The organism is Ensifer adhaerens (assembly GCF_002007205.1).
In the GTDB taxonomy this organism is placed as follows: domain Bacteria; phylum Pseudomonadota; class Alphaproteobacteria; order Rhizobiales; family Rhizobiaceae; genus Ensifer; species Ensifer adhaerens_D.
On the sequence record NZ_LAZS01000005.1, the window covers coordinates 1384406 to 1405638 of the forward strand.

The following is a 21233-nucleotide window of genomic DNA, read 5'->3' on the forward strand; positions in this document are numbered from 1 at the left end:
TCTCCTTACCAGCTCGACTTGACGATGCCCGGCACCTTGCCGAGATTGCCCAGTTCGCGAAGCGCAATACGCGACATACGAAGTTTACGATAGAAGGCGCGCGGACGGCCGGTAACTTCGCAACGGTTGCGGATGCGGGTCTTGGATCCATCGCGCGGCAGGCCTGCCAGCTTGATGGTTGCCTTGAACCGCTCTTCAATCGGCAGAGACTGGTTCATGATGGTCGCCTTCAGAGCGGCACGCTTTGCAGCCTGCGAGGCAACCAGTTTGCGGCGGCGCTTGTTCTTTTCAACTGCGCTCGTTTTCGCCATTACAGTTATCCTTCTTTACGCTTGTCGTTACGGATTACTGACGGAACGGGAAGTTGAACTCTGTGAGCAGAGCGCGAGCTTCGTCGTCGTTGGTAGCCGTCGTGCAAACGATGATGTCCATGCCCCACATCTGATCAACCTTGTCGTAGTTGATCTCAGGGAACACAATGTGTTCCTTGACGCCCATGGCGAAGTTGCCACGTCCGTCAAAGGACTTCGGGTTGAGGCCACGGAAGTCGCGAACGCGCGGAAGAGCGATGTTCACGAGACGATCGAGGAACTCAAACATCCGAACGCCGCGCAGGGTAACCTTGGCACCAATCGGCATGCCTTCGCGAAGCTTGAAGCCTGCGATGGAGTTGCGAGCGCGGGTGATTACCGGCTTCTGGCCAGCAATCGCAGCGAGGTCGGCAGCGGCAACGGACGGCTTCTTGCTGTCGCCCGTCGATTCGCCAACACCCATGTTGATCACGATCTTGTCGAGGCGCGGGATCTGCATCTCGTTGGCGTAGGAGAACTTCTCCTGCATCGCCGCACGAATACGCTCGACATATTCCTTCTTGAGCCGGGGCTCATAAGCGGACTTAGCCATCGATCACTACTCCCGAACGCTTGGCCACGCGGACCTTCTTGTCACCGTCGATCTTGAAGCCGACGCGGGTCGGCTTGCCGTCCTTCGGATCGGCAATCGCGATGTTCGAAAGATGGATCGAGGCTTCCTTGTTGATGATGCCGGCTTCCTGGCTCTGGGTCTGGCGCTGGTGACGCTTCACCATGTTGACGCCACGCACAACAGCCCGGTCTTCCTTCGGCATGACCTGGACGACTTCGCCGGTACGACCCTTGTCCTTACCGGTGAGAACGACGACTTTGTCGCCTTTGCGAATCTTTTGCATCTCTCAACGCTCCCTTAAAGTACTTCTGGAGCCAGCGAGATGATCTTCATGTGGTTCTTGGCGCGAAGTTCGCGCGGAACCGGTCCGAAGATACGGGTGCCGATCGGCTCTTTCTTGTTATCGATAAGAACGGCTGCGTTGGTGTCAAAGCGGATGACAGAGCCATCCGGACGGCGGATGTCCTTCGCAGTGCGAACGACAACAGCCTTCATGACATCACCCTTCTTTACGCGGCCGCGCGGAATGGCTTCCTTGATCGAAACGACAATGATGTCGCCGACCGACGCATACTTGCGCTTGGAGCCGCCCAGCACCTTGATGCACATGACACGACGTGCGCCGGAATTATCCGCCACGTCGAGGTTTGTTTGCATCTGAATCATGTCAGGTCGCCTTCTTGTTGTTACCAGGCCGGTTGGGTCGAAACCCCCTCGCCCGGCTTATAGTGCTCATCTCAAAGCAAAAGAACGCCCGGAATCGAGCGTCCTCCTGCTTTAATTGCGTGCTTCATACAGGTATTTGCCCAAGACGCAAGGGTCTTCAGGGCAAAACCTGCAGAAATCAAGCGTGGGCGGCGACTACCGTCCAGCGCTTATCCTTCGAGATCGGCGCGCATTCCTCGATGGAAACGACGTCACCAACCTTGTACTGGTTGTTTTCGTCGTGCGCCTTGTACTTCTTCGAGCGACGGACGGTCTTCTGGAGGATCGGGTGCGCAAAGCGGCGCTCGACCCGTACGACGACGGTCTTGTCGTTCTTGTCGCTGACAACAGTGCCCTGCAGAATGCGTTTCGGCATATTTTCTGGTCCTTAGGCCTTGGCTTCTGCCGCCTTCTGGCGGGCAATGGTTTTGACGCGTGCGATGTCCTTGCGGACCTCGTTGATACGCGAAGACTTCTCGAGCTGGCCGGTTGCCTTCTGGAAGCGCAGGTTGAACTGCTCCTTCTTCAGCTTGGCAAGCTCTTCGTTGAGTTGATCGGCGCTCAGGGCGCGAACATCTACGGCTTTCATGAGTTCACTCCTTACTCTGCGATACGCTGCACGAAGCGCGTCTTGACAGAGAGCTTGGCAGCGCCAAGACGAAGTGCCTCACGGGCAAGTTCTTCGCTGACACCATCGATCTCAAACATCATTCGGCCGGGCTTGACCTTGCATGCCCAGTATTCGACCGAACCCTTACCCTTACCCATGCGGACTTCCGTCGGCTTGGCGGTGACCGGAACGTCGGGGAACACGCGGATCCAGACGCGGCCGGCGCGCTTCATGTGACGCGTGATCGCGCGGCGGGCCGCTTCGATCTCGCGCGCATTCACGCGGTTGGGTTCCTGAGCCTTAAGGCCGAATTCGCCGAAAGCGAGATCAGATCCGCCCTTGGCTACGCCCTTGATGCGGCCCTTGAACTGCTTGCGATACTTCGTACGCTTTGGCTGCAACATTTTTTTACTTCTCCGATATTGGCTGCCAAACGCGAATGTTACGCGTTTTCACGACGGCGGTCACGATCGCCACGGTCGCGATCACGGCCTGCCGGGCCCTGGTTGTCACTTTCGATCGCGCGACGCTCGGAAGCCATCGGATCGTGTTCAAGGATTTCGCCCTTGAAGATCCAGACCTTGATGCCGCAGATACCGAAAGCGGTTTCCGCTTCAGCCGTGCCGTAGTCGATGTCCGCACGCAGGGTGTGCAGCGGAACGCGACCTTCGCGGTACCATTCGGTACGAGCGATTTCGGCGCCACCGAGGCGACCGGCGCAGGTGATCTTGATGCCTTCGGCGCCAAGACGCATGGCCGACTGAACAGCGCGCTTCATCGCACGGCGGAAAGCCACGCGGCGCTCGAGCTGCTGGGCGATCGACTGGGCGACGAGGGTCGCGTCGACTTCCGGCTTGCGCACTTCAACGATGTTGAGGTGCGTTTCGGAGCTGGTCATCTCGGAAAGCTTCTTGCGCAGCTTTTCGATGTCAGCGCCCTTCTTGCCGATGATCAGACCCGGGCGAGCCGAGTGGATCGTGACGCGGCACTTCTTGTGCGGACGCTCGATGACCACCTTGGCGATGCCGGCAGCCTTCAGTTCTTCCATCAGGTAAGCGCGGATCTTCAGGTCTTCGTGAAGAAGCTGGCCGTATTCGGCGTTGTCCGCGAACCAGCGGCTATCCCAGGTCCGGTTGATACCGAGACGGAAGCCGATTGGATTAATCTTCTGACCCATTATGCGGCCTCCCCTTTGGCTTCCACTTCACGAACGACGATCGTCAAGTGCGAGAACGGCTTTTCGACACGCGATGCACGGCCGCGACCACGAGCGTGGAAGCGCTTCATGACAATCGACTTGCCCACGTAAGCTTCTGCAACGACGAGCGAATCGACGTCGAGATCGTGGTTGTTCTCTGCGTTTGCGATGGCAGATTCAAGGGTCTTCTTGACCGTCTCTGCGATGCGCTTGCGGGAGAATTGCAGATCGGCCAGAGCGCGATCGACCTTCTTGCCGCGGATCATCGCGGCAACCAGGTTGAGCTTCTGGGGGCTGACGCGGATCGTGCGCGCAACTGCCTGCGCCTCATTATCCTTCAGCCGGCGTTCGGCTTTTGCCTTGCCCATTGTTACTTCCTCTTTGCCTTCTTGTCCGCACCGTGACCGTAGTAGGTCCGGGTCGGAGAGAATTCGCCAAACTTGTGACCGACCATGTCTTCATTGACGCTGACCGGAACGTGCTTGCTGCCGTTGTAGACGCCGAAGGTAAGGCCGACAAACTGCGGAAGGATCGTGGAGCGGCGGCTCCAAATCTTGATCACTTCGTTACGACCGCCTTCGCGGACCTTCTCAGCCTTCTTGAGAAGATAACCGTCAACGAACGGACCTTTCCATACTGAACGAGTCATTCGAGACTTCCTCTCTTACTTCTTCTTCTGGTGGCGCGAGCGCATGATGAACTTGTCGGTCGACTTGTTCGAGCGCGTACGCTTACCCTTCGTGGGCTTGCCCCACGGGGTAACCGGGTGACGACCACCCGAGGTACGGCCTTCACCACCGCCGTGCGGGTGGTCAACCGGGTTCATGACGACGCCGCGAACGTGCGGCTTCTTGCCGCGCCAACGCGAACGACCAGCCTTGCCATCATTGATGTTGCCGTGGTCGGGGTTCGATACGGCGCCGATCGAGGCGAGGCAGGAACCGTGTACCAGGCGCTGTTCGCCAGAGTTCAGGCGAAGGATCGCCATGCCCTGGTCGCGGCCGACGAGCTGTGCGTAGGTACCGGCGGAGCGGGCCATCTGGCCGCCCTTGCCCGGCTTCATTTCCACGTTGTGGATGATGGAGCCGACCGGGATGTACTGCAGCGGCATCGTGTTGCCGGGCTTCACGTCAACGGCCTTCTCGGAAGCGATGACCTTGTCGCCGGCAGCGAGGCGCTGCGGAGCGAGGATGTAGGCCTTTTCGCCGTCGGCGTAGTTGACGAGCGCGATGAACGCGGTGCGGTTCGGGTCGTATTCCAGACGCTCGACCGTGCCTTCAACGTCGAACTTGCGACGCTTGAAGTCCACCAGACGATAGGTGCGCTTGTGACCGCCGCCCTGGAAGCGAACGGTGATGCGACCGAGGTTGTTGCGACCGCCCTTGGAGGACAGGCCTTCGGTCAGCGCCTTTACCGGCTTGCCCTTGTAGAGGCCGGACCGGTCAACGATGACCAGCTGACGCTGGCTTGGGGTCGTCGGATTGAAATTTTTCAATGCCATTTTCTTGTTCCCTTTTGGGTTTTTACCCTAATGGGCCTATCCGTTAGAGACCGGTGGAGACGTCGATGGACTGACCGTCGGCGAGCGTGATGACCGCCTTCTTCACGTCCTTCTGCTTTCCGGCAAAACCGCGGAAACGCTTCGTCTTGCCCTTGCGGACCAGCGTGTTCACGGCCGTAACCTTGACGCCGAACAGAGCTTCGACAGCAGCCTTGATCTCAGGCTTCGAAGCGTCCTTGGCGACGTTGAAGACGACCTGGTTCTGTTCGGAAACCAGCGTCGACTTTTCAGTGATCGAGGGAGACACGATCACGTCGTAGTGGCGAAGATCCGTCATTTGAACCGCTCCTCCAGAGCTTCCACGGCAGCCTTGGAAAGCACGAGCTTGCCACGGCGCAGAATGTCGTAAACGTTGATGCCCTGAACCGGCAGAACGTCCACATTCGGGATGTTCTGGGCTGCGAGCTTGAAGTTGTTCTCGATCTCGGCGCCGCCGATGATGAGAGCGTTGGTGAGGCCGAGCGAGGCGAATACGCCGGCGAGAGCCTTGGTCTTGGCTTCCTTGGCAACGAGATCGTCGATGACGATGATCTCTTCAGCCTTCAGCTTGGCCGAGAGCGCATGGCGCAGGCCGAGAGCGCGAACCTTCTTCGGCAGGTCATGGGCGTGGCTGCGAACAACCGGGCCATGGGCCTTGCCACCGCCACGGAACTGCGGAGCACGAGCGGAGTGGTGGCGGGCGCGGCCCGTACCCTTCTGCTTGTACATCTTGGCGCCGGTGCGGGAAACTTCAGCGCGGCCCTTGGCCTTGTGCGTGCCCTGCTGCTTCTTGGCGAGCTGCCAGCGAACGACGCGGGCAATGATGTCTTCACGGGGTTCGAGGCCGAAAATGGCGTCAGAAAGGGAAACCTTTCCCGCGTCCTTGCCCTCGAGGGTTTTGACGTTGAGATCCATTATTCGGCTCCCTTACTTCGATGCTTCGGCGCGCACAGCGGCCGGACGCGGAGCGCCTTCCGGGGTGCCCGACTTGATGGCGTCACGAACGACGATCCAGGCACCCTTGGAGCCGGGGACAGCGCCCTTGACCAGGATCAGACCGCGGTCTTCATCGGTCGATACGACTTCGAGGTTCTGAGTGGTAACGCGGGTCTGGCCCATGTGGCCAGCCATGCGCTTGCCCTTCCAAACGCGGCCCGGATCCTGGTTGGAACCGGTAGAACCATGCGAACGGTGCGATACGGAAACGCCGTGCGTTGCACGCAGACCGCCGAAGTTGTGGCGCTTGATGGCGCCGGCAAAGCCCTTACCGATCGTGGTACCGGTGACGTCGACGAGCTGACCGGCAACGAAATGGTTCGCCGTCAGTTCGAGACCGATGTCGATCAGGTTGTCCGCGGAAACGCGGAACTCGACGAGCTTCGCCTTCGGCTCGACGTTGGCCGCAGCAAAGTGGCCGCGCATCGCCTTCGGCGTGTTCTTGACCTTGGAGCGGCCAGCACCGAGCTGGACAGCTACGTAGCCGTTCTTTTCTTCCGTGCGCTGGGCTACCACCTGGCAGTTCTCCAGCTTCAAAACTGTAACCGGGATATGCTCACCGGCGTCGTTATAGACGCGGGTCATTCCCACTTTCTGTGCAATCACACCTGAACGCATCGGTTCATTCCTCTTGAGAGTTAGTGACGGAGCGAGCCCCCTCACATCTCTGGTTTAAGGTTTCCTCGAGATCATCCGATCTTGAGGTCGCCCGTTTTTGGAAGCCGTTGGACCGGGGTCCACGTACCTTCCTTGTTTATTAAAGCTTGATTTCCACGTCGACGCCGGCGGCCAGGTCGAGCTTCATCAGCGCGTCAACGGTCTGCGGGGTCGGGTCTACGATATCGAGAAGGCGCTTGTGGGTGCGCATTTCGAACTGTTCACGGCTCTTCTTGTCGACGTGCGGCGAGCGGTTGACCGTAAACTTTTCAATGCGCGTCGGCAGCGGTACGGGACCGCGCACGCTGGCACCGGTGCGTTTTGCAGTCGACACGATTTCGCGCGTCGAGGCGTCGAGGATCCGGTGATCAAACGCCTTGAGGCGGATGCGGATGTTCTGGCCGTTCATACGACTTATCCTTGTTCGGGTTACTTGCGGTTTCCGTGGAAAAACACGCAGTGAACTTCGTTTAATTTCGGCCAGTCCGCTAATTTTTCAAAGATCGGAGGGACAGGGTTTCCCCTGCCCCTTCCTATTTGAGCGGCCGTGGCCGGCCTGTCTTTTTGTGAGCGCACAACGTCGAAGCACCGTGCAAATCACGCGTGGGCGCCATTTGCACTATTTCGTCGTCTTCGGCAAGCCGTGCGACCAACTAAATCTTTAGGGGCGGGTATGTCCAAGGCGCATAGCACATGCCCCTTGTGTCTTCCCGCCCTCAGTCTCGTCGATTACTCGACGATCGAGGCAACGATGCCTGCGCCGACGGTACGGCCGCCTTCGCGGATCGCGAAGCGCAGCTTTTCTTCCATCGCGATCGGAACGATCAGCTCGACGGCAACGGTGACGTTGTCGCCCGGCATGACCATTTCCGTGCCTTCCGGCAGCGTCACGATGCCCGTCACGTCCGTCGTGCGGAAGTAGAACTGCGGACGGTAGTTGGTGAAGAACGGCGTATGACGGCCGCCTTCTTCCTTCGTCAGGATGTAGGCTTCAGCCATGAACTTCTTGTGCGGCTTGACCGAACCCGGCTTGCACAGGATCTGGCCACGCTCGACGCCGTCACGGTTAACACCACGGATCAGCGCGCCGATGTTGTCGCCGGCCTGGCCCTGGTCGAGCAGCTTGCGGAACATTTCAACGCCCGTAACCGTCGTCTTCGACGTGTCGCGGATGCCGACGATTTCAACTTCTTCGCCGACCTTGACGATGCCGCGCTCAACGCGACCGGTCACAACCGTACCACGGCCCGAGATCGAGAACACGTCTTCGATCGGCATCAGGAACGGCTGGTCGATCGGACGCTCCGGCGTCGGGATGTAGGCGTCAACAGCTGCCATCAGCTCGCGGATCGCGTCTTCGCCGATCTTCTTGTCCGAATCTTCAAGAGCAGCAAGCGCCGAGCCCTTGATGATCGGAATGTCGTCGCCCGGGAATTCGTAGGACGACAGAAGTTCGCGAACTTCCAGCTCGACGAGCTCGAGAAGCTCGGCGTCGTCAACCTGGTCGACCTTGTTGAGGAACACGACGATTGCCGGAACGCCAACCTGGCGGGCGAGCAGGATGTGCTCGCGGGTCTGCGGCATCGGGCCGTCAGCAGCCGAGCAAACCAGGATCGCGCCGTCCATCTGCGCTGCACCGGTGATCATGTTCTTGACGTAGTCGGCGTGGCCGGGGCAGTCGACGTGAGCGTAGTGACGGTTCGGCGTCTCGTACTCAACGTGGGCCGTCGAAATGGTGATACCACGGGCCTTTTCTTCCGGAGCGGCGTCGATCTGGTCATACGCCTTGAACTCGCCGAAGTACTTCGTGATCGCTGCGGTCAGCGACGTCTTGCCATGGTCAACGTGGCCAATCGTGCCAATGTTAACGTGCGGCTTGTTGCGCTCAAATTTGCTCTTTGCCATTTCCGGCTCTCCGTTTTCTATCCCCTTACCGGGGAAAACTCTTAATCTCTGTCAGCGTGTGGGTATTCCGGTCACTTCTGACCGGAATACTTCGCCTGAATTTCCTGCGCGACGTTCGACGGAACCGGCGCGTAGTGATCGAAGGTCATCGTGTACTGCGCGCGGCCCTGGGACATGGAGCGCAGGTTGTCGACGTACTTGAACATGTTCGCCAGCGGAACGTTTGCGTTGATCACAACGGCAACGCCACGCGATTCCTGGCCCTGGATCTGGCCACGGCGGGAGTTCAGGTCGCCGATAACGTCGCCGACGTAGTCTTCCGGCGTTACGACTTCGACCTTCATCATCGGCTCGAGAAGCTGTGCACCAGCCTTCTTGGCCGCTTCACGGAAGCAAGCACGCGATGCGATTTCGAAGGCCAGAACCGACGAGTCGACGTCGTGGAATGCGCCGTCGATGAGGGTCGCCTTGACGCCCAGCATCGGGAAGCCAGCGAGCGGACCCGAAGACAGAACGCTTTCGATACCCTTCTGAACGCCCGGGATGTATTCCTTCGGAACAGCACCGCCGACGATCTTGGATTCGAAGACGAAATCTTCGCCATCCGGGTTCGGTTCGAACACGAGCTTGACGCGCGCGAACTGACCGGTACCACCGGACTGCTTCTTGTGCGTGTAGTCTTCTTCGTGCTGACGCGTGATGGTTTCGCGGTAGGCAACCTGCGGAGCACCGACGTTGGCTTCAACCTTGAACTCGCGACGCATGCGGTCGACGATGATGTCGAGGTGAAGTTCGCCCATGCCGGCGATGATCGTCTGGCCGGATTCCTGGTCGGTCTTGACGCGGAACGACGGGTCTTCAGCTGCCAGGCGGTTGAGCGCGAGGCCCATCTTTTCCTGGTCGCCCTTGGACTTCGGCTCGATCGCGATCTGGATAACCGGTTCCGGGAACTCCATGCGCTCGAGGATAACCGGCTTCAGCGGGTCGCAGAGCGTGTCACCCGTGGTGGTTTCCTTGAGACCGGCCAGAGCAACGATATCGCCTGCAAAGGCTTCTTCGATGTCTTCGCGGCTGTTCGAGTGCATCTGCAGCATGCGGCCGACGCGCTCGCGCTTGTCCTTGACCGTGTTCATGACCGACGAGCCCTTTTCGAGCTTGCCCGAGTAGATGCGGGCGAAGGTCAGCGAACCGACGAAGGGGTCGTTCATGATCTTGAACGCCAGCATCGAGAGCGGCTCGGCATCATCAGCGTGACGCTCGATCTCAGCTTCGGTCTTCGCGTCGATACCCTTGATCGCCGGAATGTCGAGCGGCGACGGCAGGTAGTCAACGACGGCGTCGAGAAGCGGCTGAACGCCCTTGTTCTTGAACGCGGTACCGCAGAACATCGGGTGGAACTTCACGTCGATGGTGCCACGGCGAACGAGTTCGCGGATCTTGTCGTTCGAGGGCATGTTGCCTTCGAGGTAGGCTTCCATCGCAGCTTCGTCGATCTCGACAACGGTCTCGATCAGCTTCTCGCGATATTCTTCAGCCTTGTCCTTCATGTCGTCCGGGATTTCGACAACATCCCACTGCGCGCCGAGGGACTCGTCGCGCCAGACGAGAGCGTTCATTTCGATCAGATCGATAACGCCCTTGAATTCGGTTTCAGCGCCGATCGGCAGCTGCATGACGACGGCGATCGCACCCAGGCGGGTCTTGATCATCTCGACCGAGCGGTAGAAGTCCGCGCCGGTCTTGTCCATCTTGTTGCAGAAGATCATGCGCGGAACGTTGTACTTTTCCGCCTGACGCCAGACGGTTTCCGTCTGCGGTTCAACACCGGCGTTGGCGTCGAGCAGCGCGATAGCGCCGTCGAGAACGCGCAGCGAACGCTCGACTTCGATGGTGAAGTCGACGTGGCCGGGGGTGTCGATGATGTTGAAGCGGCGGGTCTTGCCGTCACGGCCCTTCCAGAAGGTGGTCGTCGCAGCAGACGTGATCGTGATGCCGCGTTCCTGCTCCTGCTCCATCCAGTCCATAGTAGCGGCGCCGTCGTGGACTTCGCCGATCTTGTGGGACTTGCCGGTGTAGTAAAGGATGCGCTCGGTCGTCGTGGTCTTGCCGGCGTCGATGTGCGCCATGATACCGAAGTTACGGTAGTCTTCGATTTTATATTCGCGTGCCATAGTGGACTGCCTCTTGAGACGTTCGCGCCAGAATTACCAGCGATAATGCGAGAACGCACGGTTGGCATCAGCCATCTTGTGCGTGTCTTCGCGCTTCTTCACGGCGCTACCACGGTTGTTCGCTGCGTCCATGAGTTCGCCGCAGAGGCGATCAACCATGGTCGTTTCGTTGCGCTTGCGTGCAGCCGTGATCAGCCAGCGGATGGCGAGGGCCTGGCGACGCTCCGGACGAACATCGACCGGAACCTGGTAGGTTGCACCACCAACGCGGCGCGAACGCACTTCGACGTGCGGCGCGATGTTGTCGAGCGCGGAATGGAAAACAGCGATCGGCTCCTGCTTCAGCTTGGTCTGAACCGCATCGAACGCACCGTAAACGATGCTTTCAGCGACGGACTTCTTGCCGTGCAGCATGATCGCGTTCATGAACTTCGTGACAACCAGATCACCGAACTTCGGATCCGGGTTGATCTCACGCTTTTCTGCTCTATGACGTCTGGACATACTTCTCGTCTCTTCAAACTATTTAGCGCTCTACCACGCGGAGGACCTCGCGCAGCGCCGGGATTTTCGGAACCGAATTACTTCGGACGCTTCGCACCGTACTTCGAACGGCGCTGCTTGCGGTTCTTGACGCCCTGGGTATCGAGAACACCGCGGATGATGTGGTAACGAACACCCGGAAGGTCCTTAACGCGGCCGCCACGGATCATCACAACCGAGTGTTCCTGAAGGTTGTGGCCTTCACCCGGAATGTAGCCGATGACTTCGAAGCCGTTCGTCAGGCGAATCTTGGCAACCTTACGCAGAGCCGAGTTCGGCTTCTTCGGGGTCGTCGTGTAAACGCGGGTGCAAACGCCACGCTTCTGCGGGTTTTCCTGCAGAGCAGGAACCTTGTTGCGCTTTACCTGTGCCTGACGAGGCTTACGGATCAGCTGGTTTACGGTAGGCATATACCCATCCCTTGCAAAATCTTGTCACATTACCCTTGCGGGCGGATCGTTGCCGTCGCCGGCAGTTTCGAACGCCTCATGAAATGCGCAAAACAAGGGCCGATCCGCCTTTTCCGCAGATGGCCCCAAATAAAGCAGAGGACGCACTATCGTGTGCGTCTTGCGTGCAGCATTGTAGTCGTCAGCGTGCGTTTCGAACCTTGTTTGAGGCGAACTTCAGAACGCGACGTTCCGAACCAGCCAGCCTCACATGGGCTCCGATGCGGCGGGGTGTACTGATTTCAAGGCCAACAGTCAAGGGCAATTAAGAAATATTCCCGGACGTACTCGCCCGGCATGCCTGAAAAACAAGGCTTTTACACATGGTTTGGCGCCTGGCGCCCGCCTCGTTTGCCCTTCCTTGCCCCGAGTGTCTGACGGGATTAAGGAATCGGCAACCACTTTATGGGGGTTTTCCACCGCCATCGAGTCGCTGCCGCCGGAAGCGCTCGGCCAGCCGCCGCATTTCCATCGCGCTGGATCAAAAAGGACGCTAATGTCGCGCCAAGCCCATTCGAAAGGAAACAAAATGGCCGTCACCCCAGACAACGACAATGCCCCGGACGAACCGATGGTGTTCATCATCATCGGCAAGGCCTACGAGACGGACGGCGACGAGGACGGCGTCGACATTCACGTGATGCTCAAGGCGCCCGACGACGACACCGCGGTGCGCGAAGCGCTGAACGCGCTTGCCGAAGAGGGTTTTCTCGAGGCCGACCTGGACCAGATCGGCACACTGACCGACGTTCCGAGCGAAGAGCCGCACGCGTCGGCCTATCAGGGCGCACTCGAAGGCGAAGTCGCGATCATCCGTTTCAGCTGAAAAGCCGGAACCGAAGTCCGCCGCCTGCGACAATGCATTGCAAACGAAGAAGCCGCCGGGATCACTCCCGGCGGCTTCCTTTTAGGGGCCAAGGGGGCGAGACCGCCCTCCCCGATTATTCGGCCGCCGCGTTCTCGTTGGCGAGATCGGCAAGCATCGGCGTTGCGACATCCGCACCCGTGCCACGACGACGTTCTTCCAGGATCATTTCGTCGCGCGCAGTTGCGATGCGACGGATCTGGGTCATCGTGCCACCGGTACCGGCCGGGATCAGACGGCCGACGATGACGTTTTCCTTCAGACCCTGCAGGCCGTCGGTCTTGCCGGCGATCGCGGCTTCCGTCAGGACCTTCGTGGTCTCCTGGAACGACGCTGCCGAGATGAACGACGGCGTCTGCAGCGAGGCCTTGGTGATGCCGAGCAGGACCGGATCGCCGTAAGCCGGCTTCTTGCCCTGTTCGATCAGGCCGTCGTTGACGTCTTCGAGCTCGATGCGGTCGACGTTGTCGCCGACGATGTAGGTCGAGTCACCGGCGTCGGTGATTTCAACCTTCTGCAGCATCTGACGGACGATCACCTCGATATGCTTGTCGTTGATGACAACGCCCTGCAGTCGGTAGACTTCCTGGATTTCGTTGACCAGGTAGGAAGCAAGTGCTTCCACGCCCTTGATCGCCAGGATGTCATGCGGCGCCGGGTTGCCGTCGAGGATGTAGTCGCCCTTTTCGATGTAGTCGCCATCCTGAAGATGGAAGGGCTTGCCCTTCGGGATCAGGTATTCGACCGGCTCGACACCGTCTTCCGCCGGCTCGATCAGGACGCGACGCTTGTTCTTGTAGTCGCGGCCGAAGCGGATCGTACCATCGATCTCAGCGATGATGGCGTGATCCTTCGGACGACGAGCTTCGAACAGTTCGGCAACGCGCGGCAGACCACCGGTGATGTCCTTGGTCTTGGCGCTTTCCAGCGGCGAACGTGCAAGCACGTCACCCTGGCTGACCTTCGTGCCCGGCTCGACCGACAGAATGGCGTCGACCGAGAGCATGAAGCGAGCGTCACCGCCACGCGAAAGCTTCGCGACGGCGCCGTTCTTGTCCTTGATGACGATCGCCGGCTTCAGGTCCGTACCGCGCGGCGTCGACCGCCAGTCGATAACCTGACGCTTGGTGATGCCGGTCGATTCGTCGGTCGCTTCCAGAACCGAGATGCCGTCGACGACGTCTTCGAAGTGAACGGTACCTTCCACTTCCGTCATCATCGGACGGGTGTAGGGGTCCCACTCGGCGAGACGCTGACCGCGCTTCACCTTGTCACCATCGTCGACGAGGATCTTCGAACCGTAAGCGACGCGCTGCGACGACCGCTCGACGCCGCGCTCGTCCAGGATCTGGACGGCCATGTTGCGGCCCATGGCGACGAGAACGCCGTCAGAGTTGCGCAGCATGTTGCGGTTCTTGATCTGGACCGTACCTTCGTACGAGGCTTCCAGGAACGACTGGTCAACCACGGTCGCCGTACCACCCAAGTGGAAGGTACGCATGGTGAGCTGGGTGCCCGGTTCACCGATCGACTGTGCGGCGATAACGCCGACCGCTTCGCCCATGTTGACCGGCGTACCACGTGCCAGGTCGCGGCCATAGCAGACGCCGCAAACGCCCGTCTGGATTTCGCAGGTCAGCGCCGAACGGATGCGGATCGACTGGATACCAGCCTTCTCGATCTCGATGACGTCGGCTTCGAGGATCATGCGACCGGCATCGACGATGCGAGCGCCCGTGACCGGGTGATCGATGTCGTCCAGGGCCGTACGGCCAAGGATACGCGCGCCGAGCGAGGCCACGACCTGACCGGCATCGACGATCGCCGTCATGGTGAGACCGTTCTCGGTGCCGCAATCGACGGAGTTGACGATGCAGTCCTGCGCGACGTCGACGAGACGACGGGTCAGGTAACCGGAGTTCGCGGTCTTCAAGGCGGTGTCTGCCAGACCCTTACGGGCACCGTGCGTCGAGTTGAAGTACTCGTTAACGGTCAGGCCTTCCTTGAAGTTCGAGATGATCGGCGTCTCGATGATCTCGCCCGAGGGCTTGGCCATCAGGCCGCGCATGCCGCCCAGCTGACGCATCTGGTTCGGAGAACCGCGGGCGCCGGAGTGCGACATCATGTAGATCGAGTTCATCGGCTTCTGACGGCCGTTGTCGTCGAACTCCACCGCCTTAATGCGGGCCATCATCTCGTCGGCGACCTTTTCGGTTGCCTTGCCCCAGGCGTCGACAACCTTGTTGTACTTTTCGCCCTGGGTGATGAGACCGTCGTTGTACTGCTGCTCGTATTCCTTGACCAGCGCTTCGGTGTCGCCGACGATCTTCGCCTTGGTGTCCGGAATAACCATGTCGTCCTTGCCGAACGAAATGCCGGCGCGGCAGGCATGGGCGAAGCCGAGCTGCATGATGCGGTCGCAGAAGATGACCGTGTCCTTCTGGCCGCAGTGACGGTAGACCGTGTCGATCATCTTGGAGATGTTCTTCTTGGTCATTTCCTGGTTGCAGATGTCGAACGGCACGTTGACGTTGCGCGGCAGCAGCTCGCCGATGATCATACGGCCAGGCGTGGTTTCATAGATCTTCGAAACCGGGTTGCCCTCGGCGTCGACGGTCTTGAAGCGGCCACGGATCTTGGCATGCAGGGTCACGGACTTGGTTTCGAGCGCGTGATGCAGCTCGCCCATGTCCGAGAACGCCATGCCTTCGCCCGGCTCGTTCTGGTTCAGGATCGACAAGTAGTAGAGGCCGAGAACCATGTCCTGCGACGGAACGATGATCGGCGCGCCGTTTGCCGGGTGCAGAATGTTGTTCGTCGACATCATCAGCACGCGTGCTTCGAGCTGCGCTTCGAGCGACAGCGGCACGTGAACGGCCATCTGGTCACCGTCGAAGTCGGCGTTGAAGGCCGTGCAGACGAGCGGGTGCAGCTGGATCGCCTTGCCTTCGACCAGGGTCGGTTCGAAGGCCTGGATGCCCAGGCGGTGCAGCGTCGGCGCGCGGTTCAGGAGAACCGGATGCTCGCGGATGACCTCGTCGAGGATATCCCAGACTTCCGGCTTTTCCTTTTCAACGAGCTTCTTTGCCTGCTTGACGGTGGACGAGAAGCCCTTGGCGTCAAGACGGGCGTAGATGAACGGCTTGAACAGCTCGAGCGCCATCTTCTTCGGCAGACCGCACTGGTGCAGCTTCAGTTCCGGACCGGTCACGATGACCGAACGGCCGGAATAGTCGACGCGCTTGCCGAGCAGGTTCTGACGGAAGCGGCCCTGCTTGCCCTTGAGCATGTCGGACAGCGACTTCAGCGGACGCTTGTTGGCGCCGGTGATGACCCGGCCGCGACGGCCGTTGTCGAACAGCGCATCGACAGATTCCTGCAGCATGCGCTTTTCGTTGCGGATGATGATGCCCGGAGCGCGCAGTTCGATCAGGCGCTTCAGACGGTTGTTACGGTTGATGACGCGGCGGTAGAGATCGTTCAGATCCGACGTCGCGAAACGGCCGCCGTCGAGCGGCACGAGCGGACGCAGGTCCGGCGGGATCACCGGAACGACCTTCATGATCATCCATTCCGGACGGTTGCCGGATTCCATGAAGTTCTCGACGATCTTCAGCCGCTTCATCAGCTTCTTCTGCTTCAGATCCGAGGTCGTCTCAGCGAGCTCGGCGCGCAGGTCGCCAGCGATCTTTTCCAGGTTCATCGAAGCGAGCATCTCATAGATCGCTTCGGCGCCGATCATGGCGGTGAACTGGTCTTCGCCGAACTCGTCGACGGCGAGCATGTAGTCTTCTTCGCTGAGGAGCTGGTTTTCCTTCAGCGACGTCAGACCCGGCTCGGTGACGATGTAGTTTTCGAAGTAGAGAACGCGCTCGACATCCTTCAGCGTCATGTCGAGCAGCGTCGAAATGCGGCTCGGCAGCGACTTCAGGAACCAGATGTGGGCAACGGGAGCTGCGAGCTCGATGTGGCCCATGCGCTCACGGCGAACGCGCGACAGCGTGACTTCGACGCCGCACTTTTCGCAGATGATGCCCTTGTACTTCATGCGCTTGTACTTGCCGCACAGGCACTCGTAGTCCTTGATCGGGCCAAAGATACGCGCGCAGAACAGACCGTCGCGTTCCGGCTTGAACGTGCGGTAGTTGATCGTCTCCGGCTTCTTGATCTCACCGTAAGACCAGGAAAGAATCTTCTCCGGCGAGGCGATCGAAATCCGGATGGAATCGAAGGTCTGTGCAGGCACCTGCGGATTGAAAAGATTCATGACCTCTTGGTTCATGCCTGTCTCCTTTACGGGCTTTACGCCCTGAGCTTGGCGAGGGTGCCGACAAATCCCGGGCGCCGGCCCCTGCCCCATAAACAGCTAAAACCGCATTGGCTGCGGCTTCGTTCCTGCCGGAGACGTCAGCGTCTCCAGGCGGAAACGGTGCGCGCCGCTTGGAGCGGCACGCACCTTGGGTCTTCTTACTCGGCTGCGTCGGGCAATTGCGCCCCGCCTGCCTCGTCGACCTTCGAGTTTTCGAGCTCGACCGAAAGGCCCAGCGAGCGCATTTCCTTGACGAGAACGTTGAAGCTCTCCGGAATGCCCGCTTCGAAGGTGTCGTCGCCACGGACGATCGCTTCGTAGACCTTGGTACGACCGGCAACGTCGTCCGACTTGACCGTCAGCATTTCCTGCAGGGTGTAGGCGGCGCCGTAGGCTTCGAGCGCCCAGACTTCCATTTCCCCGAAGCGCTGACCGCCGAACTGCGCCTTACCGCCCAGCGGCTGCTGGGTGACGAGCGAGTACGGACCGATCGAACGGGCGTGGATCTTGTCGTCGACAAGGTGGTTGAGCTTCAGCATGTAGATGTAGCCCACGGTCACCTGACGGTCGAACTGATCGCCGGTACGGCCATCGTAAAGCGTCGACTGACCGGTTACCTTCAGGCCCGCCTGCTCCAGCATCTCGTTGACGTCGGCTTCGACAGCACCGTCGAAGACCGGCGTTGCGATCGAAACGCCGCGACGGGTCTGCTCGGCCAGGCGCACGATCGACTCGTCGTCGTACTGCTTGATCGGCTCGCCCTTCGGGCCCGACCCGATGACGCTGTCGATGGTGTCGCGCAGCGGCTGGATGTCGGCGCCTGCCTTGTAGGCATCGAGCATCGCGCCGATCTTCTGACCCATGCCGGCGCAAGCCCAGCCAAGATGCGTCTCGAGGATCTGGCCGACGTTCATGCGCGAAGGCACGCCGAGCGGGTTCAGAACGACGTCGACATGCGTGCCGTCTTCCAGGAACGGCATGTCTTCGATCGGCACGATACGCGAAACGACACCCTTGTTGCCGTGACGGCCGGCCATCTTGTCGCCCGGCTGGATCTTGCGCTTCACAGCGACGAAGACCTTGACCATCTTCATGACGCCCGGAGGCATTTCGTCGCCGCGCTGGACCTTCTCGACCTTGTCCATGAAGCGCTGTTCAAGGCGCGACTTGGATTCGTCGTACTGGGCACGCAGAGCTTCAATCTCGCCCTGAGCCTTTTCGTCTTCGACGGCGAACATCCACCACTGCGAGCGGGGGTATTCGCTGACGACGAGGTTCGAAAGCTCAGTGCCCTTCTTGAAGCCCTTCGGGCCGGCAACGGCGGTGTGACCACGCAGCATGTCGACGAGACGTGCATAGACGTTGCGGTCGAGGATCGCCTGTTCGTCGTCGCGGTCCTTGGCGAGGCGTTCGATTTCCTCGCGTTCGATCGCCATCGCGCGTTCGTCCTTCTCAACGCCGTGGCGATTGAAGACGCGAACTTCGACGACGGTACCGAAGGTGCCCGGAGGCATGCGCATCGAGGTGTCGCGGACGTCGGAAGCCTTCTCGCCGAAGATGGCGCGCAGAAGCTTTTCTTCCGGCGTCATCGGGCTTTCGCCCTTCGGCGTGATCTTGCCGACGAGGATGTCACCCGGCTGAACCTCAGCACCGATGTAAACGATACCGGCTTCGTCGAGGTTGCGCAGCGCTTCTTCCGAAACGTTCGGAATGTCGCGGGTGATTTCTTCCGGACCGAGCTTGGTGTCACGCGCCATCACTTCGAATTCTTCGATGTGGATGGAGGTGAACACGTCGTCGCGCACGATCCGCTCGGAAAGCAGGATCGAGTCTTCGTAGTTGTAGCCGTTCCACGGCATGAACGCGACGAGCGCGTTGCGGCCGAGTGCCAGATCGCCGAGGTCGGTCGACGGGCCGTCGGCAATGATGTCGCCCTTGTTCAGAACGTCACCAACGGTAACCAGCGGGCGCTGGTTGACGCAGGTGTTCTGGTTCGAACGCTGGAACTTCTGCAGACGGTAGATATCGACGCCCGACTTCGACGGATCGAGGTCTTCGGTGGCGCGGATAACGATACGGGTCGCGTCAACCTGGTCGACGACACCGCCACGACGGGCCGCGATCGCAGCACCGGAGTCACGGGCAACGACCGGCTCCATGCCGGTGCCGACGAACGGCGCTTCAGCGCGCAGCAACGGCACGGCCTGACGCTGCATGTTCGAGCCCATCAGTGCGCGGTTGGCGTCGTCGTTCTCAAGGAACGGGATGAGCGCCGCGGCGACCGAAACGAGCTGCTTCGGCGAAACGTCCATCAGGTTGATGTTGTCGCGCGGCGCCAGCATAACTTCGCCGGAGTGACGGCAAACGACGAACTCTTCAGCGAACGAACCATCGCTTTCGAGAACCGAGTTGGCCTGGGCGACGTGGTACTTCGCCTCTTCCATTGCGGAGAGATAGACGACGTCGTTCGTCACCTTGCCGTCAACGATCTTGCGGTACGGGCTTTCGATGAAGCCGTACTTGTTGACGCGGGCGAAGGTTGCGAGCGAGTTGATCAGACCGATGTTCGGGCCTTCCGGCGTTTCGATCGGGCAAATACGGCCGTAATGGGTCGGGTGAACGTCGCGGACTTCGAAGCCGGCGCGCTCGCGGGTCAGACCACCCGGGCCAAGAGCCGAAAGACGGCGCTTGTGGGTGATTTCCGAAAGCGGGTTCACCTGGTCCATGAACTGCGACAGCTGCGAGGAACCGAAGAACTCGCGAACGGCGGCGGCCGCCGGCTTCGCGTTGATCAGGTCCTGCGGCATGACAGTGTCGATCTCGATCGAGGACATGCGTTCCTTGATCGCGCGCTCCATGCGGAGCAGGCCGAGACGGTACTGGTTCTCCATGAGTTCGCCGACCGAGCGAACACGACGGTTGCCGAGGTTGTCGATGTCGTCGATCTCGCCCTTGCCGTCACGCAGCTCGACGAGCATCTTGACGACGGCCAGGATGTCTTCCTTGCGCAGGATGCGCACGGTGTCGGCGACTTCGAGGTCGAGGCGCATGTTCATCTTGACGCGACCGACGGCCGAAAGGTCGTAGCGCTCGGCATCGAAGAACAGCGTGTTGAACATGGCTTCCGCGGAATCCATGGTCGGCGGTTCACCCGGACGCATGACGCGGTAGATGTCGAACAGAGCGTCCTGGCGGTTCTCGTTCTTGTCGGCGGTCAGCGTGTTGCGGATGTAGGCGCCGACATTGATGTGGTCGATGTCGAGGACCGGGATTTCGTCGAAACCTGCCGACAGGATCAGCGGGAGGGTCTTCTCGTCGATCTCGTCGCCGGCTTCGAGGTAGATCTCGCCGGTTGCGAAGTTGACGACGTCTTCGGCAAGATAGTTGCCGTACAGGTCGTCATTGGTCGCCTTGAGCGCCTTCAGACCCTTGTCCTGCAACTGGCGCAGCAGGCGCGGCGTCAGCTTCTTGCCGGACTCGACAACGACTTCGCCGGTGTCGGCGTCGATCATGTCGGTGATCGCCTTCTGGCCCTTCAGCGCATCCGGCTGGAACGGCACGCGCCAGCCTTCGCCGTCGCGCTGGTAGAGCGACTTCGTGTAGAAGGTGTCGAGGATCTCTTCGCCGTCCATGCCGAGCGCCATCAGCAGCGAGGTCACCGGAATCTTGCGGCGGCGGTCGATACGGGCGTGAACGATGTCCTTGGCGTCGAACTCGATGTCGAGCCAGGAACCGCGATACGGGATGACGCGCGCTGCAAACAAAAGCTTGCCCGACGAATGGCTCTTGCCCTTGTCGTGGTCGAAGAACACGCCCGGCGAACGGTGCATCTGCGAAACGATGACGCGCTCGGTGCCGTTGACGATGAAGGTACCGTTGTCGGTCATGAGCGGCATGTCGCCCATGTAGACGTTCTGTTCCTTGATGTCCTTGATCGACTTCGCGCCGGTATCCTCGTCGATATCGAATACGATGAGGCGCAGCGTCACCTTGAGCGGCGCTGCGTAGGTCAGATCGCGCTGACGGCATTCCTCGACGTCGAACTTCGGCGGCTCGAATTCGTAGGAAACGAATTCAAGCATCGATGCGCCCGAGAAATCCTTGATCGGGAAAACGGACTTGAAAACAGCTTGGAGCCCTTCGTCAGGGCGACCGCCCTTGGGCTCTTCTACCATCAGAAACTGGTCGTAGGATGCCTTCTGAACCTCGATGAGGTTCGGCATTTCTGCGACTTCTGGAATTTTACCAAAAAACTTGCGTACGCGCCTGCGACCGTTAAACGAAAGGGTCTGAGCCATCGTCGCTCCTTGTCAATCTTGCATCCGGGCCTGCAACGGACGGGAACCGATGGCCAGTCGACC

The 21233-nt window shown here is 60.0% G+C and carries 22 protein-coding genes; 1 reads left to right on the forward strand and 21 read right to left on the reverse strand.

Translation table 11 applies throughout. From position 1 onward, the window contains the following. Positions 1-5 precede the first annotated feature (5 nt). The 19 genes from rpsN to rpsL all read right to left on the reverse strand — a co-directional run bounded on the left by rpsN (position 6) and on the right by rpsL (position 11659). A complete protein-coding gene (rpsN, locus tag XB14_RS10475) occupies positions 6-311 on the reverse strand; it encodes a 30S ribosomal protein S14 (RefSeq protein ID WP_034795562.1) in 306 nt (101 codons plus the stop codon). 34 nt (positions 312-345) lie between these two features. Next, positions 346-903 (reverse strand): 50S ribosomal protein L5, encoded by a 558-nt coding sequence (gene rplE, locus XB14_RS10480; RefSeq protein ID WP_077961503.1) that lies wholly within the window; start codon positions 901-903, stop codon positions 346-348. Continuing rightward, positions 896-1207, reverse strand: a complete 312-nt coding sequence (gene rplX, locus XB14_RS10485; protein ID WP_025426674.1) for a 50S ribosomal protein L24 — start codon at positions 1205-1207, stop codon at positions 896-898. The genes rplE and rplX overlap by 8 nt, the downstream gene beginning before the upstream one ends. A gap of 14 nt (positions 1208-1221) precedes the next feature. Beyond that, positions 1222-1590 carry a 50S ribosomal protein L14 gene (gene rplN, locus XB14_RS10490; protein ID WP_034795548.1) on the reverse strand — a complete coding sequence of 123 codons (369 nt, stop codon included), beginning with the start codon at positions 1588-1590 and terminating at the stop codon, positions 1222-1224. Between the two features lie 178 nt (positions 1591-1768). Then, positions 1769-2005: a 30S ribosomal protein S17 gene (rpsQ, locus tag XB14_RS10495; RefSeq protein ID WP_034795546.1), complete on the reverse strand. Its 237-nt coding sequence runs from the start codon at positions 2003-2005 to the stop codon at positions 1769-1771. A 12-nt stretch (positions 2006-2017) separates the two neighbouring features. Beyond that, positions 2018-2218 (reverse strand): 50S ribosomal protein L29, encoded by a 201-nt coding sequence (gene rpmC / locus XB14_RS10500; protein ID WP_034795543.1) that lies wholly within the window; start codon positions 2216-2218, stop codon positions 2018-2020. 11 nt (positions 2219-2229) lie between these two features. Beyond that, the gene (rplP, locus tag XB14_RS10505; protein ID WP_011975175.1) at positions 2230-2643 is read right to left on the reverse strand and encodes a 50S ribosomal protein L16; all 414 of its coding nucleotides are present in this window, start codon (positions 2641-2643) and stop codon (positions 2230-2232) included. Between the two features lie 38 nt (positions 2644-2681). After that, entirely contained in the window at positions 2682-3416 is a 735-nt protein-coding gene (rpsC, locus tag XB14_RS10510; protein ID WP_034795537.1) for a 30S ribosomal protein S3, read from the reverse strand. Beyond that, on the reverse strand, positions 3416-3805 hold the full coding sequence (gene rplV / locus XB14_RS10515) for a 50S ribosomal protein L22 (protein ID WP_077961504.1): 390 nt from the start codon (positions 3803-3805) through the stop codon (positions 3416-3418). The genes rpsC and rplV overlap by 1 nt, the downstream gene beginning before the upstream one ends. Positions 3806-3807: 2 nt before the next feature. Next, on the reverse strand, positions 3808-4086 hold the full coding sequence (gene rpsS / locus XB14_RS10520; protein ID WP_018239488.1) for a 30S ribosomal protein S19: 279 nt from the start codon (positions 4084-4086) through the stop codon (positions 3808-3810). A 15-nt stretch (positions 4087-4101) separates the two neighbouring features. Continuing rightward, complete coding sequence (gene rplB, locus XB14_RS10525; RefSeq protein WP_043623402.1) at positions 4102-4938, reverse strand: 50S ribosomal protein L2; 837 nt, start codon at positions 4936-4938, stop codon at positions 4102-4104. 43 nt (positions 4939-4981) lie between these two features. Continuing rightward, positions 4982-5275, reverse strand: a complete 294-nt coding sequence (locus XB14_RS10530; protein ID WP_034795524.1) for a 50S ribosomal protein L23 — start codon at positions 5273-5275, stop codon at positions 4982-4984. Continuing rightward, the gene (gene rplD, locus XB14_RS10535; protein ID WP_034795521.1) at positions 5272-5892 is read right to left on the reverse strand and encodes a 50S ribosomal protein L4; all 621 of its coding nucleotides are present in this window, start codon (positions 5890-5892) and stop codon (positions 5272-5274) included. The genes XB14_RS10530 and rplD overlap by 4 nt, the downstream gene beginning before the upstream one ends. Positions 5893-5904: 12 nt before the next feature. Further along, on the reverse strand, positions 5905-6591 hold the full coding sequence (gene rplC / locus XB14_RS10540) for a 50S ribosomal protein L3 (protein WP_065776811.1): 687 nt from the start codon (positions 6589-6591) through the stop codon (positions 5905-5907). Positions 6592-6730: 139 nt separating this feature from the next. Then, complete coding sequence (gene rpsJ, locus XB14_RS10545; protein ID WP_003507767.1) at positions 6731-7039, reverse strand: 30S ribosomal protein S10; 309 nt, start codon at positions 7037-7039, stop codon at positions 6731-6733. Positions 7040-7359: 320 nt separating this feature from the next. Further along, positions 7360-8535, reverse strand: a complete 1176-nt coding sequence (tuf, locus tag XB14_RS10550; protein WP_034795467.1) for an elongation factor Tu — start codon at positions 8533-8535, stop codon at positions 7360-7362. A gap of 71 nt (positions 8536-8606) precedes the next feature. Beyond that, complete coding sequence (gene fusA / locus XB14_RS10555; protein WP_077961505.1) at positions 8607-10706, reverse strand: elongation factor G; 2100 nt, start codon at positions 10704-10706, stop codon at positions 8607-8609. Positions 10707-10739: 33 nt separating this feature from the next. Then, on the reverse strand, positions 10740-11210 hold the full coding sequence (gene rpsG / locus XB14_RS10560) for a 30S ribosomal protein S7 (RefSeq protein WP_043626305.1): 471 nt from the start codon (positions 11208-11210) through the stop codon (positions 10740-10742). A gap of 77 nt (positions 11211-11287) precedes the next feature. After that, positions 11288-11659: a 30S ribosomal protein S12 gene (gene rpsL / locus XB14_RS10565; protein WP_003507760.1), complete on the reverse strand. Its 372-nt coding sequence runs from the start codon at positions 11657-11659 to the stop codon at positions 11288-11290. Between the two features lie 568 nt (positions 11660-12227). Here rpsL and XB14_RS10570 point away from each other — a divergent pair. Continuing rightward, positions 12228-12524, forward strand: coding sequence for a hypothetical protein (locus XB14_RS10570; RefSeq protein ID WP_034795498.1), 297 nt, complete (start codon positions 12228-12230; stop codon positions 12522-12524). Between the two features lie 115 nt (positions 12525-12639). Here the strand turns inward: XB14_RS10570 and rpoC are convergent, their stop codons facing one another. Together rpoC and rpoB are read right to left on the reverse strand one after the other, a co-directional pair. After that, positions 12640-16845, reverse strand: coding sequence for a DNA-directed RNA polymerase subunit beta' (gene rpoC, locus XB14_RS10575; RefSeq protein WP_077961506.1), 4206 nt, complete (start codon positions 16843-16845; stop codon positions 12640-12642). A gap of 185 nt (positions 16846-17030) precedes the next feature. Next, positions 17031-21170 carry a DNA-directed RNA polymerase subunit beta gene (rpoB, locus tag XB14_RS10580; RefSeq protein WP_077961507.1) on the reverse strand — a complete coding sequence of 1380 codons (4140 nt, stop codon included), beginning with the start codon at positions 21168-21170 and terminating at the stop codon, positions 17031-17033. Between the last annotated feature and the right edge of the window lie 63 nt (positions 21171-21233).